This window comes from Gemmatimonadetes bacterium SCN 70-22 (assembly GCA_001724275.1).
Taxonomy (GTDB): Bacteria; Gemmatimonadota; Gemmatimonadetes; order Gemmatimonadales; family Gemmatimonadaceae; genus SCN-70-22.
In genome coordinates this window covers 49,870-73,455 of the sequence record MEDZ01000019.1, presented here as the reverse complement: position 1 = coordinate 73,455, position 23,586 = coordinate 49,870, and the positions used below count along the sequence as shown (strand labels likewise).

Here is a 23,586-nt window from a genome sequence, read left to right as displayed (position 1 = left end):
CGCACAGCTCGCCTCCGCAAATCCCCTTGGTCATGTGCGGCATTGTCGGCCTTTGGAACCCCAACGATCCGGATCCGTTGACGCGCGCGCGCGCGATGGCGTCGACCATCGTGCACCGCGGACCTGACGACGCAGGATTCCACGCCACCGACGGCCTGGCGATCGGCATGCGGCGGCTCTCGATCATCGACCTGGCCGGGGGGCACCAGCCCATCTTCAACGAAGACGGTTCGCTGGCCATCGTCTTCAACGGCGAGATCTACAACCACGCCGAGATCCGGGCGTCGCTCGAGGCACGCGGGCATCGATTCGCCACGCGCTGCGACACCGAGGTGATCGTGCACGCGTTCGAGGAGCACGGCGCCGATTGTGTGCACCTCTTCAACGGCATGTTCGCCTTCGCGATCTGGGATGCGCGCACCCGATCACTCTTCCTCGCGCGCGACCGGATGGGGGTGAAGCCGTTGTACTGGACGTGGGACGGCACGCGCTTCGCCTTCGCCTCGGAGATGAAGGCGCTCGTCGCGTCGGGGGTGGTCGCCAAGCGGCTCGACGAGCGCGCCCTCTGGCATTACCTCACGTTCGGGTATGTACCCGGAGAAGCCGCGATCTGGGACGGCATCCGCAAGCTCCCTCCGGCGCATCGGTTGACGCTGACGCCGCGCGGCGGGGACCCCGTGGTGGAGCGCTACTGGGACATTCCCGGTCCGGCACCCGAGGAACTCACGACGGCGCAGCGGGACGAGAAGTTCGCCGAGCTGTTCGAAGATGCCGTGCGGCGCCGGCTCATCGCCGACGTTCCGGTGGGGATCCTGTTGAGCGGGGGACTCGACTCGAGCGCGGTGGCCGCGGTGGTGCGGAAGGTGCACGACGGGCCGGTGTCGACATTCTCGGTCGCCTTCCGCGACGGAGGCGTCGCCGACGAATCCGGGTACGCACGGCTCATGGCGCGCGCGATCGGCGCCGATCACCACGAGATCTTCATCGGCGAAGAGGAATTTTCGGCCTTCCTCCCGGAGTTCGCCTGGTTCGCCGACGAGCCGCTGTCCGACTCGGCGTCGATCGCCCTGTACCATGTCTCGCAGCTCGCGCGACAGCACGTCAAGGTGGTGCTGAGTGGCGAAGGCAGCGATGAGCTGCTGGGGGGCTACGCGTTCGAGGAAACGCTGCGGTATGTGCGCCAGCGGGAGCGCCTGGCCCGTCGGTCGCGCCCACTCCGCCAGCTGACGCCGTCCTGGCTCGCCTCCCTCGTGTTGGCCCGAGCGCCCGAATCGCGACTGGCCAGGCTCCTTGCACACGAGGACGAGGTGCTGCGGTTGCTCGCGCCCAACATGACGCGCGTGATGTCCAGCCGCGAGAAGCGCCGACTCTGGCCCGCCGGGCCACGGTTCGAGGACTCGATGGAGGTGGTGCGCCGCGTCTACGATCGCGCCCCTGCGGGGACGACCCTCTCCCGAATCCTGTACGCCTACTCGCAGGATTGGCTCGTGGAAGACCTGCTCATGAAGGCGGACAAGATGACGATGGCGAACTCGATCGAGCTTCGGGTCCCGTTCCTGGACTACCGCCTGGTGGAGTGGATCTCGCGCCAGGACGACGCGAGCAAGCTCCGACTGGACGAGTCCGGGGCGGCCACGCGGAAGGTGCTGCTGCGCCGATACGCGAGCGGCCGCCTGCCGCCCGAGATCGTCGAGCGCCCGAAAGTCGGCTTCGCCACTCCCACGATGGAATGGGTACGCACGGACCACAACGGCTTCAGGTCACGAGCGCTCGGGCGTCCTGGTGCCTGGGTACGGGATCGTTTTTCCCCGAAGGTCATCGACGAGATCGCCCATCGTGCGGGCTTCGATCGACGCGCCACAGCCCAGGCCTGGCTGCTGATCGTGCTGGAGAACTGGGCGCAGCGGTGGCTGTAGGCGCGGCCTCGCGCGGCGCTCACCCGGCGGTCATCTTCCGTTCATCCTGCACCGCTAGGATGTGCGACACGAACAGCGGTTCGGCTGGTGCCGCCCGAAGTGGTCTCGTGGCTGGGGTATCTTGAATGCGCCTCCTCTTCGTAGAAGACGACGCACGCATCGCGGAGTCGGCCGCCTCCTACCTGCGAAAGGTGGGGATGGCCGTGGACATCGCCGCAACGGGCGAGGACGCACTGCGCCTGGCGGCACTCAATGAGTACGACATTGCCGTCCTCGACGTTCGACTCCCCGGGATCGACGGGTTCGAGGTCTGTCGTCGCCTGCGGTTCTCCGGCTATCCCATCCGGATCCTGATGGCCACGGCCCGCGATACCGTCGAGGACCGCATCGCCGGGCTCGACCTCGGCGCCGACGACTACGTGGTCAAGCCGTACGTTCTCGCGGAGCTCGAGGCCCGCGTCCGCGCGCTCCTGCGCCGCCCGGCCACCGTCGTCCCCGTGAAGCTGCAGGTCGAGGACCTGACGCTCGACACCGGAACGCGCATCGCCGAACGCAATGGCCGCGAGATCTCGCTCACGAGCAAGGAATACGCGGTGCTGGAGTATCTCATGCGCCACCCCGGCGAGGTGGTGACGCGCGAGAAGATCAGCGCCCACGCCTGGGACGACAACTACGACCCCGCGAGCAACGTCATCGATGTCTACATCGCCCGGCTGCGCAAGAAGATCGACGACCCGGCGGAAGCGCCGCTCGTCTCGACGATTCGCGGCGCCGGGTATCGCCTCGGGACGCCCAAGCACGCGCGCCTGCGGTGACGACGCCTAGCCCCCGCATCCGGCTCCGACTCACGGCCTGGTACGCGGGGAGCGTCTTCGTCCTCCTGCTCGCCTCCGTGTTGTCGATGCGCGCCATCGCCCGGCGCGCCCTCACGGCGGAACACCAGGATTCCGTGGAGCGAGCCATCGAGCTCGTACGCTCCTTCTTCCGCGCCGAGCTCTCGGAATACCGGCACGTCGAGGCCACGCTCGCGCACATCTCCGGCGAACTGGTCTTCGCCGGGATGGAGTTCGAGTTCCTGCGCCCCGATTCGACCTTCTTCTCGCGCGCCAGGATCCCGAATCCGGCGTCCGCGCCGCGCTCGCCGGCGCGGGCCTACGTCGTCCCCCTGGAGCCGGGCCTCGCGCCGGGGTGGAAGTTGCGCCTGACGGTCAGCGTCCACGACCTGGTGACGGCCCATCAACGCATCGACCGGGCGACCCTCGTCGCCCTCCCCTTTGCCGTGGCGCTCGCCGCCCTGGCCGGCTGGCTGGTCACGGGGCGCGCGCTGCGTCCGGTCGCGATGATGGCCGATGCGGCAGAGAAGATCGACGCGGGGACCCTCGGGGCGCGCCTCCCAGTCGCCGACCCCAACGACGAGCTCGGACGCCTCGGCCGGCGCTTCAACGCCCTGCTCGATCGACTCGACGGCGCCCTTGGCCAGCAGCGCCGCTTCCTGGCCGACGCCGCGCACGAGCTGCGCACGCCGCTGGCCCGGATGCTGGGCGAGGCGGAGGCGCGCCTGGCCTCCGAGCCGGGGACCGACGACCGCACCTCGTTGGAACGCATCCAGGGCGACCTGCGAAGCGCCTCGTCGCTGGTCGACGAGCTGATGCAGCTGGCGAGAGCCGACGCCGGAAGCGTGGACGCCGTGCTCGCCCCCGCCTTCCTCGACGACGTCGTCAGCGACGCGGTGTCGCCATGGCACGCCGAAGCGCGCCGGCGCGGCATCGCCCTCGACGTCACCGCGCTCGACGAGGCGCCAGCCCGCCTGGATCCGAAGCTGATCCACCGGCTGGTGGGGGTGCTGCTGCACAACGCGCTGGAATACACCCCGACCGGGGGACGCATCGAGATCCGCGTGGTCCGTCGAGACGCGCACGCAGTGCTGGAGATCGAGGACAGCGGCATGGGCATCCCGCAGGGGGAGCGCGAGCGCATCTTCGAGCGATTCTACCGGGGAGCCGCGGCCCGGCAGCGCGCACCTGACGGGAGTGGCCTCGGCCTCGCCATCGCGGGATGGATCGCGCGGCAGCATGCGGCCACGATCACGGCCGGCGATGCGGAGCTCGGTGGCGCGCTCATTCGCGTCATCTTCCCGAGAGACGGCGACGCCGCCTCCGGATCGGGGAGATGACCGGCGCCACGACACAGACCCTCCGCGCGCCGAACCTGCGTCAGCGGATGCCGACGCGTCGGCGTTGAATAACGAAACGGGGCGCTTCTGCGCCCCGTTTCGTTCACGGTCAATTCATCGCCCTGTAATACCATCCGGTCCATGAGACTTGCATTGATCGCCCTGCTGGGTTGGGCGCCGGTGGCGTGGGGCCAGGGAAACGTGCTCACGGTGGAGCGCGCCGTTGGCATCGCCCGTGCCCGCGGACCGCTCGTCGCCACGGCCCAGGCACGCCGCATCATGGCGCAGGGGCGCGCGCGCGCCGACGGCGCCTTTCCCAACCCCATCGCGGAGTGGCGGCGAGAGAACTATTCCAGCCCGCTGCAGCCCGACCTCTTCCAGACCATCCAGCTCCCCGTCGACGTGACCGGACGGCGCCTGGCGCTCCGCTCCGCCGGAACGGCGCTGGTGGCACGAGGACGGGCCGACTCCAGCGCCGTGGCGCGACAGCTCGACGCGGAGGTGATGCGCGCCTTCTGGCGTGCCGCGCTCGGCGCCGAGTTGCTGGCCGTCGCCGTCGAGGAGCGCAAGGCGCGTGACGTCGTCGCCGAGTTCGACGCGCAACGCTTCCGCGAGGGTGCGGTCGCCGAAGTGGCCGCCATCCGGACGCGTCTCGAAGCGGATCGCGCGCGCATGGCGGAGGCGGGCGCGCGCGTCGAGGCGTCACGCGCCGCGGGCGACCTGGCGCGTCTTCTGGGGCTGGCCGTCGATTCGCTGCCGCCGCTGGCCCGGCTTTCGACGGTCAGCACCCTCCCCGCTCCTCCCGACGAGGAGGCGGCCGTGGCGCAGGCACTCGCGCAGCGCGCCGACCTCGTCGCCCTGCGGCACGCGGCGGACGAAGCGCGCTACCGCGTGACAGCGGAGCGGCGCGGCGTCATTTCCGACGTGCAAGTGATCGCCGGGAGCAAGGAGACATCGGGGTACAACACCGGCGTCCTCGGCTTCATGGTCCCGCTCCCCCTCTTCAGCCGCAACGAGGGGGTACGCGAGCGGGCGCGCGGGGAATCGCTGGTGGCCGACGCCGAACGGCGCGACGCCGAGCTGCGCGTGCGCGGCGAGGTGGCGGCCGCGATCAGGGGGATCGTCGCGATGCGCGAAGCGCTCGAGGCGGGGGCGTCGGGGATCGACGCGCGTGCCGCCGAAGTCGCGCAGATTGCCGAGGGGGCGTACCGCGAGGGCGCCATCTCGCTGATGGAACTGGTCGAGGCGCAACGCGCGCGTGCCGAATCGCGCGCCGCCGCGCTGCGCTGGACGGTGGATCTCCACCTGGCCACGCTCGAGCTCAATCGCGCCATCGGGGCGCCGCTCCTGGAGAACCGATAGATGTCGCGCCGCCAAACCCACGTCGCCCTGCACGCCGCGCTTGCCGGGCTCGCGCTGGCCACCGCCTGTTCACCGTCCGACCGCGGAGAGGCACCGGCCGTCGAGGCGAGCGCCAATGGCGCGCGCCCCGACACAGCCCTCCTCTCGGCGGAGACAGTGAAGATCGGGGGCTTCACCACCGCCCCCGTGACCCGGACTCCATGGCGCGATGCCTGGACGGCCCCGGCGCGCCTGACGCTCGACGCGGCGAACACCGAGCCGATCGGCTCGATCGTGGAGGGGCGCGTGGTGCGCGTCTACGCGATGCCTGGCGATCGCGTGCGCAAGGGCGAGGTGCTGGTGGCGATCCACAGCCACGAGATGATGGACGCCCGTGCCACGCTCACGCGGGCCAGGTCGGAGACGCGGCGCGCCGAGGCCGCGCTGCGCGTGGCGCAGAATGCCGCCGATCGGGGCGAGCGGCTCTACACGGGCAAGGCGCTCTCACTCGCCGACCTGGAGCGGTTGCGCGCCGCGCGCACCGACGCGCAGGCGATACAGGAGAGCGCGGCGGCCGAGCTGGTCCGGGCCGAGGAGTTCCTCCAGCACCTGCTGGGCGACGGCCCCGAGGAGGCGGGGGCCGACCCGCACTGGGTGCTGGTCCGCTCGCCGCTGGACGGGCTGGTGATCTCCCGCGAGGTGCAACCCGGAAACGTGGTCCTGGTCGGCGCTCCGCTCATGACCGTCAGCCGCCCGTCGGCGCTGACCCTGGTGATGCAGGTCCCCGACGCGGCGACCACGCGGATCGGTGCCCCGATCAGCTTCACGGTCACGGCAGCGCCCGGCGAACGGTTCGAGGCGACGGTGACGCGGGTCTTTCCACAGGTGGACACGGTGACGCGCACCATCGAGGTGCACGCCGCGGTGCGCGACCCGCGCGGCATCCTCAAGCCGGAGATGTTCGCGAGCGCCGAGCTGTTCGGCGTGCCGGATGGGGTGGTGACCACGGTGCCGGCCGGGGCGGTGCAGGCCTTCCAGGGCGACACGGTGGTGATCGAGGCGCAGCCGCGCGGCGAAGGAATGCACCTGGCGGTGGTGCCGGTGCGGGTGGGGCGCCGGACCGCCACGCTGGCCGAGATCCTCCAGGGAATCGATACCGGGCGCACCGTCATCGTGGGCGGGGCGGCGGTGGCGAAGGCCGAGATCCTCAAGCGCCGCGGCGGGGGCTGAGCATGCGGCGCCTCATCGAGTTCTCGCTCCGCAACCGGCTGTTTGTCATTGGCGGGGTGCTGACGATCGTCGGCTTCGGTCTGTTCGCGCTCATGCGCGTCCCGTTCGACGCCTTCCCCGACCTGACCGGGACGAGGGTCGAGGTGATCACCGTCGCCCCGGGGATGGCGCCCGAGGACGTGGAGCGCCTCGTGACCTATCCGCTGGAGTCCTCGCTGATGGGGATCCAGGGGGCCAACGAAGTGCGATCGGTCTCGAAGTTCGGGCTGTCGCTCATCACGGTCCCGTTCCCCGACAAGATGGACATCTACTTCGCGCGGACGCTGGTGCAGCAGCGCCTCAACGACGCGAAGGGATCGCTGCCGGCCGGGGTCGAACCGACGCTGGGGCCGGTGTCGACCCCCATGGGGGAGCTGTACCAGTACGTCATCACGAGCGACTCCCTCACCCTGACCGAGCTCAAGACGCTGCAGGAATACACCATCCGGCCCCGCCTGCGCACCGTTCCCGGCGTGTCGGAGGTGAACACGTGGGGCGGCTTCACCGAGCAGGTGCAGGTGGAGGTCGACCCGACGCGCCTCGCCGCGCGGCGCCTGACGATCGATGACGTGCATCGCGCGCTCGCCGACAACAACCTGTCGTTCGGCGGTTCGTACCTCGAGACGGGGGGCGAGCGCTACACGCTCCGCGGACTGGGACGCATCGAGCGCGCCCGCGACGTGGAACAGGTGGTCATCAGCTCCACCGACGGGATCCCGGTGCGGGTGGCAGACGTGGCCCGGGTGAGGATCGGCGCCCTCCCGCGGCAGGGTGCGGTCACGCACGACGGCACGGGAGAGGTGGTGAGCGGGATGGTGCTGAAGCTCAAGGGGGCCGACTCGCGCCGCGTGATCAAGGCGGTGCGCGAGCGCATGGACGAGATCCGCGCCGCCATCCCGGCGCACGTCCAGATCACCCCGTTCTACGACCAGACCGACCTGGTGAGCCGCACGACACGCACGCTCACCAAGAACCTCATCGAGGGTGGGCTCCTCGTCATCGCGGTCCTCTTTCTCTTCCTGCGCAACGTGCGCGCGTCGCTCATCGTGGCGTCGGTCATCCCGCTGTCGATGCTCATCGCCTTCGGCGGGATGTACTTCTTCGGGTACTCGGCCAATCTGATGAGCCTCGGGGCGCTCGACTTCGGCCTCATCGTCGATGCGTCGGTGGTGATGGTCGAGAACTTCGTGCGGCGCCTCGAACACGGGAAGGAGAGCGAGCGCCTCGCCCTCTTCCGCTCGGCGGCCCTCGAGGTCGGGCGCCCGATCCTGTTCGGCATCGCGATCATCGTCGCCGTGTACATCCCGATCTTCACGCTCGACGGGATGGAAGGGCGCATGTTCAAGCCGATGGCGTTCACCGTCGTCACGGCGGTCCTCGGATCGCTCCTGCTCGCGCTCACCTACGTCCCGTCGATCAGCGGATGGCTCCTCCACCATCACGTGGAGAAGCCGAGCCCCTTCTTCGAGAAGCTCAACCGCAATTACGCCCGCGCGTTGGAGTGGACCCTGGCCCGCGGATTCAGGGTCGTCGGCGTCTCGGCGGTATTCGTGGTCGTGGCGGTCTCCTCGTTAGGCTGGATCGGGACCGAGTTCATGCCCAAGCTCAACGAGGGGTCGATCCTGATCACGACCCGCCGCCTCCCGTCCATCTCGCTCGAGGAGGCCACCAGGCTGTCGCTCCAGGCCGAACAGATCATCAAGAGGTTCCCCGAAGTGGTGACCGTGGTGACCAAGGAGGGACGCCCCGACCTGGCCACCGAGGCGATGGGACTCTTCGAGGGCGACATGTACGTCATCCTCAAGCCGCAGGACGAGTGGACCTCGGCGAAGACGCAGGAAGGACTGGTCACCGTCTTCGACGCGGCGCTCGCCGTGATCCCCGGACTCGAGATCTCGTTCACCCAACCGCTGGCCATGCGGCTCGACGAGGCCGAGAGCGGGATCAAGACCGACCTCGGCATCAAGGTTATCAGCAACGACATCGAGCGGAACCAGGCGCTGGCCGCCCAGATGCTGCAGATCATCAGCACCGTCCCAGGGAACGCCGACGCCGCCGTCGAGGTCAGCGAAGGATCGGGACAGATCGCCATTCGCATCCGGCGTGACGTGCTGGCGCAATACGGGCTGTCGGTCGCCGACGTACAACGCCCGCTCGAGCTGGCCATGGGGTCGCACGTGGCCAGCGAGCTGGTCGACGGCCCCAGACGCATCGGCCTCGTCGTGCGCTATCCCGACGCACACCGCGACGACATCTCGGCGCTCGCCCAGCTGACGATCCGCACCCCGTCGGGGGCGATGGTCCCGCTCACCGCGGTCGCCGAGCTCGTCTCCACCACCGGCCCGGAGCTCATCGGGCACGAGGACGGGCAGCGGAGGGCGCTGGTGCTCAGCAACGTACGCGGGCGCGACCTGGGGAGCTTCGTGCAGGAAGTGCGCGCGCGCATCGCCCGCGAGGTGCAACTCCCGCCCGGCACCTTCCTCGAGTGGGGCGGGCAGTACGAGAACCAGCAGCGCGCGATGGGGCGGCTGGCGCTCGTCGTGCCGGCGGCGCTCCTGCTCATCTATCTCCTCCTCTTCGCGTCGTTCCGCTCCATCACGCAGTCGTTCCTCGTGCTCACCAACGTCCCCTTCGCGCTGGTGGGCGGAATCGCCATGCTCTGGCTGCGCGGGTTGAACCTCAACCTCTCGGCGAGCATCGGTTTCATCGCGCTGTTCGGCATCGCGGTGCTCAATGGCGTGGTGCTCGTCACGCATATGAACGCGCTGCGCGCGGGCGGCCTCCCGCTCGACCTGTCGGTGCGGCACGGCGCCGCCGACCGGCTGCGCCCGGTGCTGATGACCGCGCTGGTGGCGAGCCTGGGCTTCGTCCCGATGGCGCTCTCCCACAGCCCCGGGAGCGAGGTGCAGCGCCCCCTCGCCAGCGTGGTCATCGGCGGCCTCATCACCAGCACCATCCTCACCCTGTTCGTCCTCCCGACGCTGTACCTGGCGCTGGAAAAGTGGCGCGTGCGACGCCGGGCCGAGGAAGAGGCGGGGTGGAGCGAGCCGGCGGTGTCGCAATTGCCGGGGACCGCCACCGGCGAGTACAGCGTCTAGCCACCGGCCAGCGACTCGTGTGGCCGACGCCGCGCGCGGTCGGACCACTCTACACCTCGGGCGCCTCCTTCAAGGGGCGCCCGAGGTCGTTTCGACGCCGGCAGACGCTACATTACGGGGCGTCGCCGGCGGATCGCGGTCGCCCGCCGGAGCAGACCTCACCGCGCCGCCATCGAGCCCGCCATGACCTCCCCCCTCACGACCTTCACCGAGGACGAAGTCCTCTTCCGTGACGCCGTCGCCGCCTTCGCCCACGAGGAAGTCCGTCCGCTCGTGGGCGAGATGGAGCGCAACGGCAAGATCGACCCCTCCCTGATCGCCAAGGTGTTCGAGCTCGGGCTCATGGGGATCGAGGTCGACGAGGCGCATGGCGGGGCCGGAGGGTCGCTCATGATGGTGGCGCTCGCCGTCGAGGAGCTCAGCAAGGTCGACGCGTCGGCCGCCATCCTCGTCGATGTCCAGAACACCCTCGTCGAATATCCGCTGCGTACCTACGCCAGCGACGCGCAAAAGGCGAAGTACCTGACCAGGCTCACCTCGGGAACGGTCGGCTCGTATGCCCTCTCGGAAGCCGGCTCCGGCTCCGATGCCTTCGCCCTCGCCGCTCGTGCCGAGCGTGACGGCGGCGACTGGGTGCTCAACGGGCGCAAGCTGTGGATCACGAACGGCGCCGAGGCCGGGGTCTACATCGTCTTCGCCAACGCCAACCCCTCCGCCGGCTACAAGGGGATCACGGCATTCATCGTCGAGCGCGACTTTTCCGGCTTCGCGGTCGGCAAGAAGGAGGACAAGCTCGGAATCCGTGCGTCCAGCACCGTCGAGCTCCTTCTCGACAACTGCCGCGTCCCCGGCGCGAACGTCCTTGGCCAGGTGGGGCAGGGATACAAGATCGCCATCGATACCCTAAACGTCGGTCGCGTGGGGATCGGGGCACAGATGATCGGCGTGGCGCAGGGGGCGCTCGGGGTCGCCACCGCCTACCTCAAGGAGCGCAGGCAATTCGGGAAGGCGCTGGCGGAGTTCCAGGGGATCCAGTTCCAGGTGGCGCAGGCGGCCACCGAGGTGGAAGCGGCTCGCCTGATGGTGTACAACGCCGCGCGCCTCAAGGACGCGGGACACGACATCGCGCGCGAGGGGGCGATGGCCAAGCTCCTCTCCTCGCAGGTGTGCGAGCGCACGACCTCGCTCTGCGTCGAACTCCTCGGCGGCTACGGGTATACCAAGGACTATCCGGTCGAGAAGTTCTACCGGGACGCCAAGATCGGGACGATCTACGAGGGGACGTCGAACATGCAGCTGCACACCATCGCGAAGGCCGTCCTGAAGTAGCGCCCATCCTCCGTCCCCATCCGCCGCATGCGCCGCATCCTCCTCGGACTCTCGCTCCTCCTTGCCACCCCGGTGTCGGCCCAGGTGACCGCGGCCGAGTATGCCGCGCGCCGCGGCGCGCTGGCCAAGGTGCTGGGCGAGGGGGTCTTCGTCACCCGCGGCGCGACGGCACCGGTGCTGGACTACCTGTCGTTCTTCCAGCTCCCCGGCTTCGAGTACCTCACCGGCTATCGGGAGGCCGACGCGAGCCTGCTCATGACCAGCACGGGCGGCGAGGTGCGCTGGACGCTGTTCGTGCAGGGGAAGAATCCTGCGCAGGAGGTGTGGAGCGGGCGGCGATACGGTGCGCGCGTTGCAAGCGAGCTGACCGGGATCCCGGCGCGCGATGCGCGGGAGTTCGACACGGCGCTCGATTCGGCGCTCGCCGGCAAGCCGACGATGCACGTCCTCGCCAACCTCTCCGAGGGGGGCGACACGCTGAACGGCGACGAGCGCTTCGTGCAGGCGCTCCGCGCGCGCCATCCGGGGGTCGCGATCGCCAGCGCCAACGCGGCGGTGGCGCGGCTGCGCGGCACCAAGAGCGCGGCCGAACTGGAGCTGATCCGGAAGGCGGTCGCCGTCTCGATGGACGCGCATCGCGAGGCGATGCTGGCGGTGGAGCCGGGGATGAACGAGTTCGAGATCCAGGCGCTGGTGGAGTACATGTTCCGGCGCAATGGCGCCGATCGCCCGGCCTATGCCTCGATCGTCGGCTCGGGAGAGAACTCCACGACGCTCCACTACAACAAGGACGACCGCTTCGTGAAGGCGGGGGACGTCGTGGTGATGGACGTCGGCGCGCAGTACCGCGGCTACGCGGCCGACATCACGCGCTCGTTCCCGGTGAGCGGGACCTTCACCCCCGAGCAGCGGGCCGTCTACCGGGTGGTGCGCGACGCGCAGGCGGCGGCCGAGCGCAATGCGACGCTCGGCGCCCCGGCGCGCGCCATGAGCGACTCGGCGCGCGCGGTGATCGCCGCCGGCCTGGCCCGCCTCGGCCTCATCGAGTCGCCCACGGCGACGTACGATTGCGGGACGCCCGAGCAGCCGCGCCAGTGCTCGCAGGTGCAACTCTATTACATGCACGGCCTCGGGCATGGCATCGGCCTCGAGGTGCACGATCCCGACCAGTACTACTTCACCGGGATCATCGCCCCGGGGAGCGCCTTCACCATCGAGCCCGGGATCTACGTCCGCGGCAACCTTCTCGACCTCCTCCCCCGGACGGCGCGCAACGCGCAGCTGGCGGCGAAGGTCGGCGACGCGGTGCGACGGTACGCCGACGTCGGCATCCGCATCGAGGATGACTACGTCGTCACCGAAGAGGGAGTGGAGTGGATCAGCTGCGGGCTCCCGCGCGAGGCCGACGAGATCGAGGCGTTGATGCGCGGGGACTATCGGGGCGCCCCGCCGCGCGACGCCGGCAAGGTGGACTGGTACAAGGGGGACGGCACGCGCCCCGCGCCGCGCTACCAGCGCCCGTCGTCCTGCGTGAAGATGTAGCGCCCCGCAACGCCGGGGGCGGCGCGTGCGGCGCGAACGCCGATCCCCCCATCCCTCCACCCGGTGACCATGGTGAGGTACACACTCCTGCTCCTGCTCGCCTGCGCCCACTCCCTCGCGGCCCAGGCTCGGCGCCCCATGTCGTGGGACGACTTCGCGCGCTTGCGGGCGGTCTCCGACGCGCAGCTCGCCCCCGACGGGCGCCAGGTGCTGTACACGGTGCGCACCACGGACGTCGACGCCAACCGGCGGATCCCGGCCACCTACCTCATCGCCACGGCGGGAGGCGCCCCGCGCCGCTGGCCCAACGATTCGGTGCAGGCCACCGAGGCCCGGTGGTCTCCCGACGGGAGCCGGGTGGCCTACACGGCGCAGGGACAGCTCTGGATCGCCAACGTCGACGGCTCGGGGGTGCGGCGCCTCACCTCGTTGCACGGCGGCGCCAGCGGACCGGTGTGGGCTCCCACCGGGGACCGCATCGCCTTCACCTCGAGCGTCTACCCCGACTGCGCCGACGACGCCTGCAACGCGGCGCGCGCCAGGGCGCGCGAGGAGAGCAAGGTCAAGGCGCACATCGCCGACCAGCTGCTCTACCGGCACTGGACGTCGTGGGACGAGGGGATGCGCTCGCACCTGTGGGTGGTTGCCCCTGACGGCAGCGGGCTGCGCGACCTGACCGCCGGCGCGCGCTACGACGTCCCGGTCCCGCCCTTCGGCGGGAGCGAGGGGTACAGCTTCTCGCCGGATGGGCGCGAGGTGGCCTACACGGCCAAGGACGCGGGGCGCGAGGAGGCGTGGTCGACCGACGTCAACGTGTACACGGTGCCGGTGCAAGGCGGGGCGCCGACGGTCATCACCGCCGCCAACCGGGGCGCCGACCAGAACCCGGTCTACTCCCCCGACGGTCGCTTCATCGCCTATGCCGCGCAGCAGCGGGCCGGCTTCGAGTCCGACCGCTGGCGGCTGATGCTCTTCGACCGGCGCGCCCGCGCCGCGCGCGAAGTGGCCCCGGCGTGGGATCGCAACGCGGAGTCGTACTTCTTCCGCCCCGACGGGAGCAGCCTGTACGTGGGCACCGGCGACCAGGGGCGCGACAAGTTGTTCCGCATCGCCCTTGCCCCTGACGGAAGCGCGGCCGCCCCTCCGCACGCGGAGATCACCGCCCACAACAACGTCGGCTTCACCCTGTCGCGCGACGGGCGCACGCTGGCGTGGGTGCGGGATGCGGTCCACCGTCCCGCCGAGGTGTACGTGCGCACCGAGATTCCCGGGACGCGCGAGCCGGTGGGGACGGAGCGGCAGCTCACCACCGAGAACGACGCCGCGCTCGCCGCCCTCTCGCTCCCGCCGGCCGAGGACTTCTGGTTCCGGGGGGCGCGCGGCGACTCGGTCCACGGCTTCATCGTCAAGCCGCCCAACTTCGACCCGGCGCGGAAGTACCCGGTCGTCTTCCTGATCCACGGCGGGCCGCAGGGGGCGTGGCTCGACAACTGGGGGGGGCGCTGGAACTTCCAGCTGTTCGGCTCGATCGGCGCGGCGGTCATCGCCATCAATCCCCGCGGCTCCACCGGCTACGGCCAGGCCTTCGTCGACGGCGTCAGCCGCGACTGGGGAGGCAAGGTGTACGAGGACCTGATGCAGGGGCTCGACGCCGCGCTGGCGCGCAACCCGTGGATGGATGGCTCCCGCGTTGCGGCTGCCGGCGGGTCGTTCGGCGGCTACATGGTCAACTGGATCGCCGGCCACACCGACCGCTTCAAGGCCCTCGTCTCGCACGCCGGGATCTTCAACCTCGAGAACATGTACGGCGCCACCGAGGAGCTCTGGTTCACGGAGTGGGAAATGGGGGGCCCCTTCTGGCAGAAGAAGGCCATGGACGAGCAGTACCGGCGCTGGTCACCGCACCTCTCGGCGCAGCACTTCAAGACCCCGATGCTCGTGCTGCATGGCGAGCAGGATTTCCGGGTGCCGTACTACGAGGGGGTCGCCCTCTTCTCCGCCCTGCAGCGCCAGGGCGTCCCGTCGCGCCTCGTGCTCTATCCCGACGAGGGGCACTGGATCCTCAAGCCGCAGAACTCGCGCCTCTGGTATGGCGAGGTCCTGCAGTGGATCAGCAAGTACGTGACGCCGAAGGTCACCAGCTGACGGAAGGGGGGGCACACGCGCGCGTGGGGCGGCCGGCCGGCCGCCCCACGCGCGTCTCACGCCGGGCAGGGCCGGCGACGCGCCGATGCCCGGCTGCCCGTCACTTGTCGACCGCCCCCGTCATGATCCCGCGCCGAATGCGCCGGGCCTTGCCCGACGCGGCCGGGTCGAAGATGATCCGCTGCGACGTGGTGACCTCCATCCGCACCGTCAGGGTCAACGTCACGTCCCGACCGTCACGACGCACCTTGATCGGGATCGACTGCCCTTCCGCGCGTCCATAGCGCGCCCGGAATCGCGGCCCGAAGCCGTCCGTCACCGGGATGTCGCCGATGCTCACCAGTTCGTCGCCCGTCTGCACGCCGGCCTGCGCCGCCGCCCCGTCGCGCGTGAGCTCGGTCACCACCACGCGCCCCGCCGAATCCAGCGCCGTGAAGACGCCGATCCGCGGCTCGCGCAACGTGTCCACCTTGAGCCTGAGCCCCGCCAGCGGCAACAGGGTCGCCCACGGAAACGGCTCGCGCCCGTCGATGTAGCGGGCTTCGAGGTCGGCCACGCTCCTCCCCTTCGCGGCGCGCGCCACCGCCCCCCACCAGTCCTGTGCCGTGAAGCCGCGCCCCGCCTTGTAGGACTTCCGGTAGACCTCGCGCATCACGTCGTCGAGGCCGGCCGTGTTGTCGCTGGCATCGCGGATGAAGACGTCGAGCATGAAGCCGGCCAGCGACCCCTTGGGATAGTACAGGTACCCGGTGCCGTCCTTGGGATGGATCCACGTGGACAGCGAGGCGTCCTCCAGCGCCACCGGCGGCGCCTCCTGCACCTCCCCGATCTTCCCGCTGGTGAGCGCCAGGAAGCCGGACGAATCGATCACCCCGCCTCGCACCAGCGCCAGGTCGGCGTAGTAGTCGGTGATCCCCTCGCTCACCCAGAGCCAGGGGGTCGGCATCGCGCGGTCGTATCGATACGGCACCATCTCGGCCGGGCGCATCCGCTTGACGTTCCACAAGTGGAAGATCTCGTGCGCCGTGACGCTCGGGAGCGCCGTGTTGCCGATGATGAAGGGCGAGTAGATCCCGAGGTGCGAATTGGCGTGCTCGAGCGCGCTGTAACCCGCCGACGACGAGTCGAAGACCGCGAGGATCGCGTAGGTGTCGTACGGCGCCTCGCCGAAGACGTCGATCATCGGCGGGAACATGCGCTGCACCTGCTCCCAGAAGGTGCGCCGGCCCTCGCCGGCGAGCGCCCGCTCGGGATACGACGCCACGCGCACCCACTTGCCTTGCACCTGCTGGGAATCCACGTCGAAGGCCCCGACGAAGAAGGGCATGTCCACGAGGTCGTGGTAGTCGCGCGCCGAGAAGGTGCGGGGGCCGGCCGACGGCATCCCGGTCGCCACCCTCCACCCCGGCTCGGTGACGACCGTCACCGTGGCCCCGAAGCCGGTGTCGCGCCCCTCGGGATAGGGAAAGAGGTTCGTCCCGTTGAAGAAGGCGAAGTCGTCCCGCGCCCACGCCATCGCGTTGTCGAGCGAGTCCGCGGCGAAGTCGAAACGAACGGCGATGTCGCGTGCGCCGCCAGGCGCAATGCGCCACGTGTCGTAATCCGCCTTGTCCCAGTGCAGCGGCTTCCCGTCGCCGGTGGCGCCGAACGACGAGACGTTGCGGGCAAAGTACGAGAGCTCGTAGGCCCCGGGGGTCCAGGCCGGGAACGACAGGAGCACCGGGTCGCGCCCCCTGGCCGAGAACCTCACCGTCACCGCCAGCGAGCGCGTCGCCGCCGTCGCCCGCGTGAAGGTCACCTCGTAGCGCAGGTCGGAGACCGGGGCAGACACCTCGGCGCCCCGGGGGGTGCCGCGCTGGGCCACGACGGGAGAGGTGATCCCGAGGGCGAGCGGGACGAGGAGAGCGTGGCACAACGAGCGCAGGGGCGGGCGCATATGCGGGGCGATTGGTGAAGCGCGGAAAGGTAATACCCCCGGATCCGCCCGGACGGCGGCGAAGGGGCCGCCCTTCCCACCGCGCCGAACCAGCCGCGCCGAACCAGCCGCGCGCGGCGCATGTGCAAGTTCCGCGACCGCCGGCGTCTCCACGGCAGGGCGCCACCCTCGGCCGGCGCCAATCACGCCACGAACCACCCAACACGGAGACGTACCATGTCCCGCCGCCTCCCTCTCCCCCGTCCCGTCCTCCTCGCGCTCGCGCTGCTCGCCACCTCCTGCGGAGGCGAGGGGCGCCCCGCCGTGGCGACGTCGGACGCGCCGTTCGTCGCGGGGCCGGGCGCATCGGCCGCCCCCCCACTGGAGGCGCCGGTCGAGCTGTCCCAGGCCGACGCCGCCGCGCGCGGCAAGGCGATCGTCGCCTCCCCTCTGCCGCCCCCCTTCGCACGCGAGCGGCGGGAGCCGCCCACCGATGCCGCGATACGGCAGGGAGACACGTCGGCCGCGTCGATGGTGATCCGCAACGGCGTGGCCTCGGTCCGGGTGGACTCTCTCGAGCCGGCCATCGCCGCGGTGCAGCGCATCGCCTCATCGTTAGGCGGCTGGGTGGGGAACACGACGCTCTCGGCGGGCGAGCACGAGGTGCGCAGCGCCACGATCGAGCTCAAGGTCCCGGCGCCGCGCTTCGACGAGGCGCTCGCCGGCCTCCGCCCCATCGGGAAGGTGGAGACGGTCACCAGCACCGCCGAGGATGTCGGCGAGCAGTATGTCGACCTCTCGGCGCGCGTCGCCAACAGCCGCCGTCTCGAGGAGCGCCTCGTCGCCCTCCTCGCCACGCGCACCGGGAAGCTCGAGGACGTGCTCAACGTCGAGCGTGAACTGGCGCGGGTGCGCGAGGAGATCGAGCGCGTCGAGGGGCGCCTGCGGTACCTGCGGGCGCGCGTCGCGACGAGCACCCTGGTGGTGACCGTCCACGAGCCCCTCCCGCTGGTGAGCTCCACCCCCGGCGAGAGCGTGATCGGCGAGGCCTTCCGGGAGGCGTGGCGCAACTTCGTGCGGTTCATCGCGGGAGGCATCGCCTCGTTGGGAACGCTGGTTCCGGTCGGTGCCCTCCTGTGGCTCGCGGCGGCCGCCTGGCGGCGCTACCGGCATCGCCCACGCCGCCAGGCGGCGACCCCGCAGGGGTGACTCGACGGCGCGACCGTCACCCCCCAGCTTAGAGGGCCTCGCACTGATGGTCGCGGGCGCACCCCGCCCCCTCCGCTTTCCTCCGACTCTCCACCATGGCCACCACGGCACCCGCAGGCGAGCCCCTCGCCACCGACATCGACGCCCCGGACGAGAACGGGCACCGCCCCTTCATCCCGCCGTCGCAGTCCCCGGTCGAGCTCACCGTCGGCGCGATCATCCTGGGGTGCATCCTCGGGCTGGTCTTCGCCGCGTCGTCGGTCTACCTCGCGCTCAAGGTGGGGCTCACCGTCAGCGCCTCCATCCCCATCGCCGTCCTCTCGATCACCATCTTCCGCTACGTGCAGAAGGCGTTCGGGTGGGAGTCGTCGATCCTCCAGAACAACATCGTGCAGACCACCGGCTCGGCCGGTGAGTCGATCGCCGCGGGGGTCGTCTTCACGCTGCCGGCGATCCTCCTGATGGGCTACAACCTCCCCTGGACCAACGTGGCGGCGATCGCCCTCGTCGGGGCGTTGTTAGGCATCCTCTTCACCATCCCCATCCGGCGCTCGCTCATCGTCAAGGAGCACCACAACCTCAAGTACCCCGAGGGGACGGCCTGCGCCGAGGTCCTCATCTCGGGCGAGAAGGGGGGCATCCAGGCCAGGACGGTCTTCCAGGGGTTCGGGCTGGGGGCGCTCTACAAGTTCCTCAACGCGGGGATGAGGTTGTGGGCCGAGGTGCCGCGGAAGGCGTTCGAACGCCTGCGCCCCGACGGCGCCCGCGAGCTCTTCGGCGAGATCCGCGCCGAGATCTCGCCCGAGCTCACGGGGGTCGGCTTCATCATCGGTCCGCGCATCGCCGGCTACCTCTTCGCCGGCGGGATGCTCTCCTACTTCGTCCTCATCCCCGCCATCAAGCTCTTCGGGATGAGCGCGACCGAGAAGATCCTCCCCTACGACACGCAGCTCATCCGCGACATGGATGCGACGGCGGTCCGCGGGAACTACATCTTCTTCATCGGTGCCGGCGCCGTCACCATGGCCGGCATCATCTCGCTGGTGCGCTCGTTCCCCACCATCTGGTCGGCGCTCACCGCCGGACTCGGGAGCATGAAGGGGCTGTCGGCATCGGCCGGCGTGCGCCGCACCGAGCAGGACCTCCCGATGTCGTACGTCATCGGCGGGTGCATCGTGCTCATCGCCGCCATGGTCCTCCTGCCACAGATCGGGATCAACCTGTTCGGGGCGATCCTCGCCGTCATCTTCGGCTTCCTGTTCGCCACCGTCTCGAGCCGCGTTGCCGGGCAGATCGGGGCCAGCTCGAACCCCATCTCGGGGATGACCGTCGCCACCGTCCTCATGACCGCCCTCTTGTTCCTGGCGGTGGGGTGGACCGGGATCGAGCATCGCGTCCTCGCGCTCTCCATCGGCGGCGTCGTGTGTGTCTCGGCCGCCGTCGCCGCCGCCACGTCGCAGGACCTCAAGACGGGATATCTCGTGGGAGCAACGCCCAAGCGGCAGCAGATCGGCCTGGTCTTCGGCGCGGTCACCTCGGCGATCCTCGTCGGCGGAATCATCCACTTCCTCAACGACGCCAAGACCACCATCGTGGCACGGTCGTTCCCCGGCGTCGACGTGCGCGACGTCGAGGCGTCCCCCATGAAGGGGCCCGACGGCAAGGCGTATCGCATCGGGCACCTGTACGAGCAGACGGGGAGCGCGCCGGCCGGGAAGTACCTGATCGACGACGCCGGCGCCATCGCCTTCCTCATCGACCCGGGGATCGGTGGGCGCGAGACCAGGGGAGCCGACGGGCGCGAGGTCGAGAAGCTCGACTCGCCCAAGTCGCAGATCATGTCGCTCGTGGTCGACGGCATCCTCACGCAGAAGCTGCCGTGGGGGCTCATCATGATCGGCGTCTTCCTCGCCGTGGCGTTGGAGATCCTCGGCCTTCCGTCGCTCCCGATCGCGGTGGGGGCGTACCTCCCGATCTCGACCTCCGCGACGATGTTCATGGGGGGGATCGTCCGCTGGCTCATCGACCGCAAGCTGGCCCCCGAGGAGCGCGAGGGGCCGGAGGCCGACAGCGGCCCCGGCGTCCTCTTCTCGTCGGGGCTCATCGCCGGCGGAGCGATCATGGGGGTGTTCCTCGCCGCGCTCGCCGCCCGCCGCCTGGACGGGGCGTTCAACCTGAAGGAGGCGATGGGGGCGTTAGGCGAGAACTCGCTGTTCGCCATGGTCATGTACGTGGCCCTGGTGGCCGTCCCGCTGTACCTCGTGGCGCGGCGCCGTCAGCCCTGACCGTCACCGGGGCGCGGGGCTGGCGGCAGCGGCCGGCCTCGCGCTCCCCCTCCTCGCCACCTCGCTCTGCCTGCTGGCCCCCCACGCCGGCGCGCAGCCCCCCGACCTCATCGTCACCAACGCCCGCATCTACACGGTCGACCAGAACCGCCCCGTCGTCGATGCGATGGCCATCCGCGACGGCCGCATCGTCGCCACCGGCCCGGCACTCCTGATCACCGCGATGAAGGGGGCGAACACCCAGGTGCTCGACCTCGAGGGGAAGACCGTGATCCCCGGGATGATCGACGCCCATGTGCACCTGATGGGGTTGGGGGAGGGGCTGCGCACCGTGGACCTGCGAGGCTCCACGTCGTACGACGAGGTGATCGCGCGCGTCGTCGAGCGCGCGAAGACCACCCCTCCCGGGCAGTGGATCCTGGGGCGTGCCTGGGACCAGAACGACTGGGCCGACACGCGCTTCCCCACGCACGAGAAGCTCTCGGCCGCGGTGCCGAACCACCCGGTCTTCCTGGTGCGCGTCGACGGTCATGCGACACTCGCCAATGCCGCCGCGATGAAGGCGGCGGGGCTCACCGCCGCCGCCAAGGACCCCTTTGGCGGGCAGATCGTGCGCGACGCGCGCAACAGCCCCACCGGGGTTCTCGTGGATCGCGCGCAGGGACTCGTGGCGCGCGCCATCCCCGACGCGAGCCGGGACGAGCTGCGCGCCGCCGCCATCGCGGCGACGCAGGAGATGAACCGCTGGGGACTCACCAGCGTGCACGACGCCGGGGTCGGGCGCGAGGCGATCGACGTCTACGAGGAAGTGGCGCGCGAGGGCAAGTTCTCGGTCCGCGACTACGTCATGATCGCCAACGACGACAGCACCATTGCCCACTACCTGCGCCGTGGCCCGCAGGCCAACCTGTACGAGGGGCGACTCTGGATCAAGGCGATCAAGATCAGCGCCGACGGCGCGTTAGGCTCGCGCGGGGCGGCGCTCCTCGAGCCGTACAGCGACGACCCCAGGAACTCCGGCCTCGCGCTCGTCCCCCCGGGGCGGGTGAAGCAGGTCAGCACGCTGGCGCTGCGCAACGGCTTCCAGGTCAACGTGCACGCCATCGGCGACCGCGCCAACCGCACCGTGCTCGACGAGTTCGAGGCCGCGCTGAAGGAGGTCCCCACGCCCGACCATCGCTTCCGCGTCGAGCACGCCCAGATCATCCACCCCGACGACATCCCGCGCTTCGCCCTGCTGGGGGTCATCCCCTCGATGCAGGCCAGCCACCAGACGAGCGACATGTACTGGGCGGGGAACCGCCTGGGGCAGCAGCGCCTGCTGGGCGCCTACGCCTGGCGGTCGCTGCTCAATTCCGGCGTCGTCATTCCCAACGGGAGCGACCTCCCGGTGGAGAAGACGAACCCGCTGATTTCCTTCCACGCCGCCATCTCGCGGCAGGACGACAACAACTGGCCGGCGGGCGGGTGGTTTCCCGAGCAGCGGATGACGCGCGAGGAAGCCCTGAAGTCGATGACGATCTGGGCGGCGTGGTCGGCGTTCATGGAGAAGGAGGTGGGGTCGCTGGAAGCCGGCAAGTACGCCGACTTCGTCGTCCTCGACCAGGACATCATGCGCGTCCCCCCCGAGCTCGTGCTGCAGACCAGGGTCCTCTCGACCTGGCTGGGCGGGAAGCCGGTCTATCGTCATGACACGGCCGTGGCCCACGACTGACGTCCCGTCCATGCCCTCCCGCCAGCTGCAGTCCGGGGCCGCGCGTCTCAAGCCGGCAATCCTCATTCGCGCCGCCCTCCTCCTGGGGGTCCTCTTCTTCGGCGCGGTGACCTGGTTCATCCGGCGTTCCGGCGGCGTCCCCCCCTTCGACCCCGCCAACGCGACCACGCTGCTCTGGGTGGCCCGCGGTGTCTGGGGGTTCTCCATGGCCACCTGCCTCGTCCTGTTCGGGCTGTTGCGCCACAGCCGCAACGCGGCGCGCGCGCGATCGCTCTCCATCGTTGGCTGGGCATCGGGCGAGCTGGTGGCCATGATGGGCGGGGTGGTCTGGTACCTCACGGGGAACTCCCAGTGGTACACGTTCGGGCTCGTGTACCTCGTCCTCACCTTCTTCGCCTTCCCCGCGCCGCGCGAGTGAGACCGGCACGCCCCACCATCTCGCGCGAACCGCATGCGCGGGCCGGGCGTTTGGAAGGCAACCGACGCGGAACCCGCCCCTCCCTGGGGAGTGCGGCGCGTTCCTTGCTGCGCACGTAGCCCTCTCGCCCCCCGTCGCCCGCCCATGCTCTCCGACTCGTCGATCGCATTCCTCAAGCGCCTCCTCGACACCCCCGGCCCCTCCGGCTTCGAGGGAGCGCCCGCCCGCGTCTGGCGAGACGAAGCGGCCCCCTTCGCCCGCGTCTCGGCCGACGTCACCGGGAACAGCCTGGCCGCGGTCGATCCCGCCCCCACCATCACCCCCGTCGAGCCGGTGACCATCATGCTGGCCGGCCACATCGACGAGATCGGGGTCATCGTGACGTGGGTGGATGAAGGAGGGCTGGTCTACATCGCGCCCATCGGCGGCTGGGACACCCAGGTGCTGGTGGGGCAGCGCATCCGCTTCGCCGGGCGCAATGGCGACGTCGTGGGCGTGATCGGGAAGAAGCCGATCCACCTCATGAAGCCCGACGAGCGCGAGAAGGTGACGAAGGTGGCCGACATGTGGGTCGACATCGGTGCCGCGTCGCGCGATGAGGCGCTGGCACTCGTCGACATCGGCGATGCCGGCGTCATCGACTCGCGCACGATCGACCTCCCCAACAACCGGATTGCCTCCCGCTCCATCGACAACCGGATCGGCGCCTTCGTGGTCCTCGAGGCGCTGCGCCGCTACGCGGAGCACCCGGGCAGCGCGCGGGTGGTGGCGGTGGCCACCGCGCAGGAGGAGATCGGGCTCCACGGCGGCGGCGCCCTGGTCGCGGCGCACCGGATCAACCCGGCCATGGCCATCGCGGTGGACGTCACCTTCGCGACCGATCACCCGGGCCCCGAAAAGAAGGAGGTCGGGGAGCACACGCTCGGCGGCGGGCCGGTCCTCACGCGCGGGTCCGTCAACTCGCCCGTCGTCTTTCGCCTGCTGCGCGACGCGGCCAAGCGCCGGGAGATTCCCTTCACCATCCACGCGGCGGGGCGCGATACCAGTACCGACGCCGACTTCATCCACCTTGCCCGCGAGGGCGTGGCGACGGCGCTCGTCTCGGTCCCGAACCGCTACATGCATTCGCCGAACGAGATGGTCTCGCTCGACGACCTCGACCGAACGGCGGAACTGATCGCGGAAGCCTGCCGCTCGGTGACGACGGAGACGGACTTCACCGCGCGCTAGGG

The 23,586-nt window shown here is 70.3% G+C and carries 15 protein-coding genes; 14 read left to right on the top strand and 1 reads right to left on the bottom strand.

Annotated elements, in window-relative coordinates; translation table 11 throughout:
• The first annotated feature begins 32 nt into the window (after window positions 1-32).
• The 9 genes from ABS52_10910 (at window position 33) to ABS52_10870 (ending at window position 14,813) form a co-directional block, all read left to right on the top strand.
• Window positions 33-1,916, top strand: coding sequence for an asparagine synthase (glutamine-hydrolyzing) (locus ABS52_10910; GenBank protein ODT03109.1), 1,884 nt, complete (start codon window positions 33-35; stop codon window positions 1,914-1,916).
• A gap of 125 nt (window positions 1,917-2,041) precedes the next feature.
• Entirely contained in the window at window positions 2,042-2,731 is a 690-nt protein-coding gene (locus ABS52_10905; protein ID ODT03108.1) for a DNA-binding response regulator, read from the top strand.
• Window positions 2,728-4,089 carry a hypothetical protein gene (locus tag ABS52_10900; GenBank protein ODT03107.1) on the top strand — a complete coding sequence of 454 codons (1,362 nt, stop codon included), beginning with the start codon at window positions 2,728-2,730 and terminating at the stop codon, window positions 4,087-4,089. Before ABS52_10905 ends, ABS52_10900 begins: the two co-directional genes overlap by 4 nt.
• A 153-nt stretch (window positions 4,090-4,242) precedes the next feature.
• Complete coding sequence (locus tag ABS52_10895; GenBank protein ODT03106.1) at window positions 4,243-5,451, top strand: hypothetical protein; 1,209 nt, start codon at window positions 4,243-4,245, stop codon at window positions 5,449-5,451.
• Window positions 5,452-6,660, top strand: coding sequence for a hypothetical protein (locus ABS52_10890; protein ODT03105.1), 1,209 nt, complete (start codon window positions 5,452-5,454; stop codon window positions 6,658-6,660).
• Between the two features lie 2 nt (window positions 6,661-6,662).
• The gene (locus ABS52_10885; protein ODT03104.1) at window positions 6,663-9,797 is read left to right on the top strand and encodes a hypothetical protein; all 3,135 of its coding nucleotides are present in this window, start codon (window positions 6,663-6,665) and stop codon (window positions 9,795-9,797) included.
• A gap of 183 nt (window positions 9,798-9,980) precedes the next feature.
• A complete protein-coding gene (locus ABS52_10880; protein ODT03103.1) occupies window positions 9,981-11,126 on the top strand; it encodes an acyl-CoA dehydrogenase in 1,146 nt (381 codons plus the stop codon).
• A gap of 27 nt (window positions 11,127-11,153) precedes the next feature.
• On the top strand, window positions 11,154-12,668 hold the full coding sequence (locus ABS52_10875; protein ID ODT03102.1) for a hypothetical protein: 1,515 nt from the start codon (window positions 11,154-11,156) through the stop codon (window positions 12,666-12,668).
• Window positions 12,669-12,737: 69 nt separating this feature from the next.
• A complete protein-coding gene (locus ABS52_10870; protein ODT03101.1) occupies window positions 12,738-14,813 on the top strand; it encodes a hypothetical protein in 2,076 nt (691 codons plus the stop codon).
• Between the two features lie 100 nt (window positions 14,814-14,913).
• Here the strand turns inward: ABS52_10870 and ABS52_10865 are convergent, their stop codons facing one another.
• Window positions 14,914-16,749, bottom strand: a complete 1,836-nt coding sequence (locus ABS52_10865; GenBank protein ID ODT03100.1) for a hypothetical protein — start codon at window positions 16,747-16,749, stop codon at window positions 14,914-14,916.
• Window positions 16,750-16,965: 216 nt separating this feature from the next.
• On the opposite strand from ABS52_10865, the gene ABS52_10860 reads away from it, so the two are divergent.
• From ABS52_10860 to ABS52_10840, 5 genes are all read left to right on the top strand, one after another.
• Entirely contained in the window at window positions 16,966-17,937 is a 972-nt protein-coding gene (locus ABS52_10860) for a hypothetical protein (GenBank protein ODT03099.1), read from the top strand.
• A 239-nt stretch (window positions 17,938-18,176) separates the two neighbouring features.
• On the top strand, window positions 18,177-20,222 hold the full coding sequence (locus tag ABS52_10855) for an oligopeptide transporter, OPT family (GenBank protein ODT03140.1): 2,046 nt from the start codon (window positions 18,177-18,179) through the stop codon (window positions 20,220-20,222).
• A 70-nt stretch (window positions 20,223-20,292) separates the two neighbouring features.
• The gene (locus tag ABS52_10850) at window positions 20,293-21,936 is read left to right on the top strand and encodes a hypothetical protein (GenBank protein ODT03098.1); all 1,644 of its coding nucleotides are present in this window, start codon (window positions 20,293-20,295) and stop codon (window positions 21,934-21,936) included.
• Window positions 21,937-21,946: 10 nt separating this feature from the next.
• A complete protein-coding gene (locus tag ABS52_10845) occupies window positions 21,947-22,354 on the top strand; it encodes a hypothetical protein (protein ODT03097.1) in 408 nt (135 codons plus the stop codon).
• A 144-nt stretch (window positions 22,355-22,498) separates the two neighbouring features.
• A complete protein-coding gene (locus ABS52_10840) occupies window positions 22,499-23,584 on the top strand; it encodes an endoglucanase (protein ODT03096.1) in 1,086 nt (361 codons plus the stop codon).
• The last annotated feature ends 2 nt before the right edge of the window (window positions 23,585-23,586 follow it).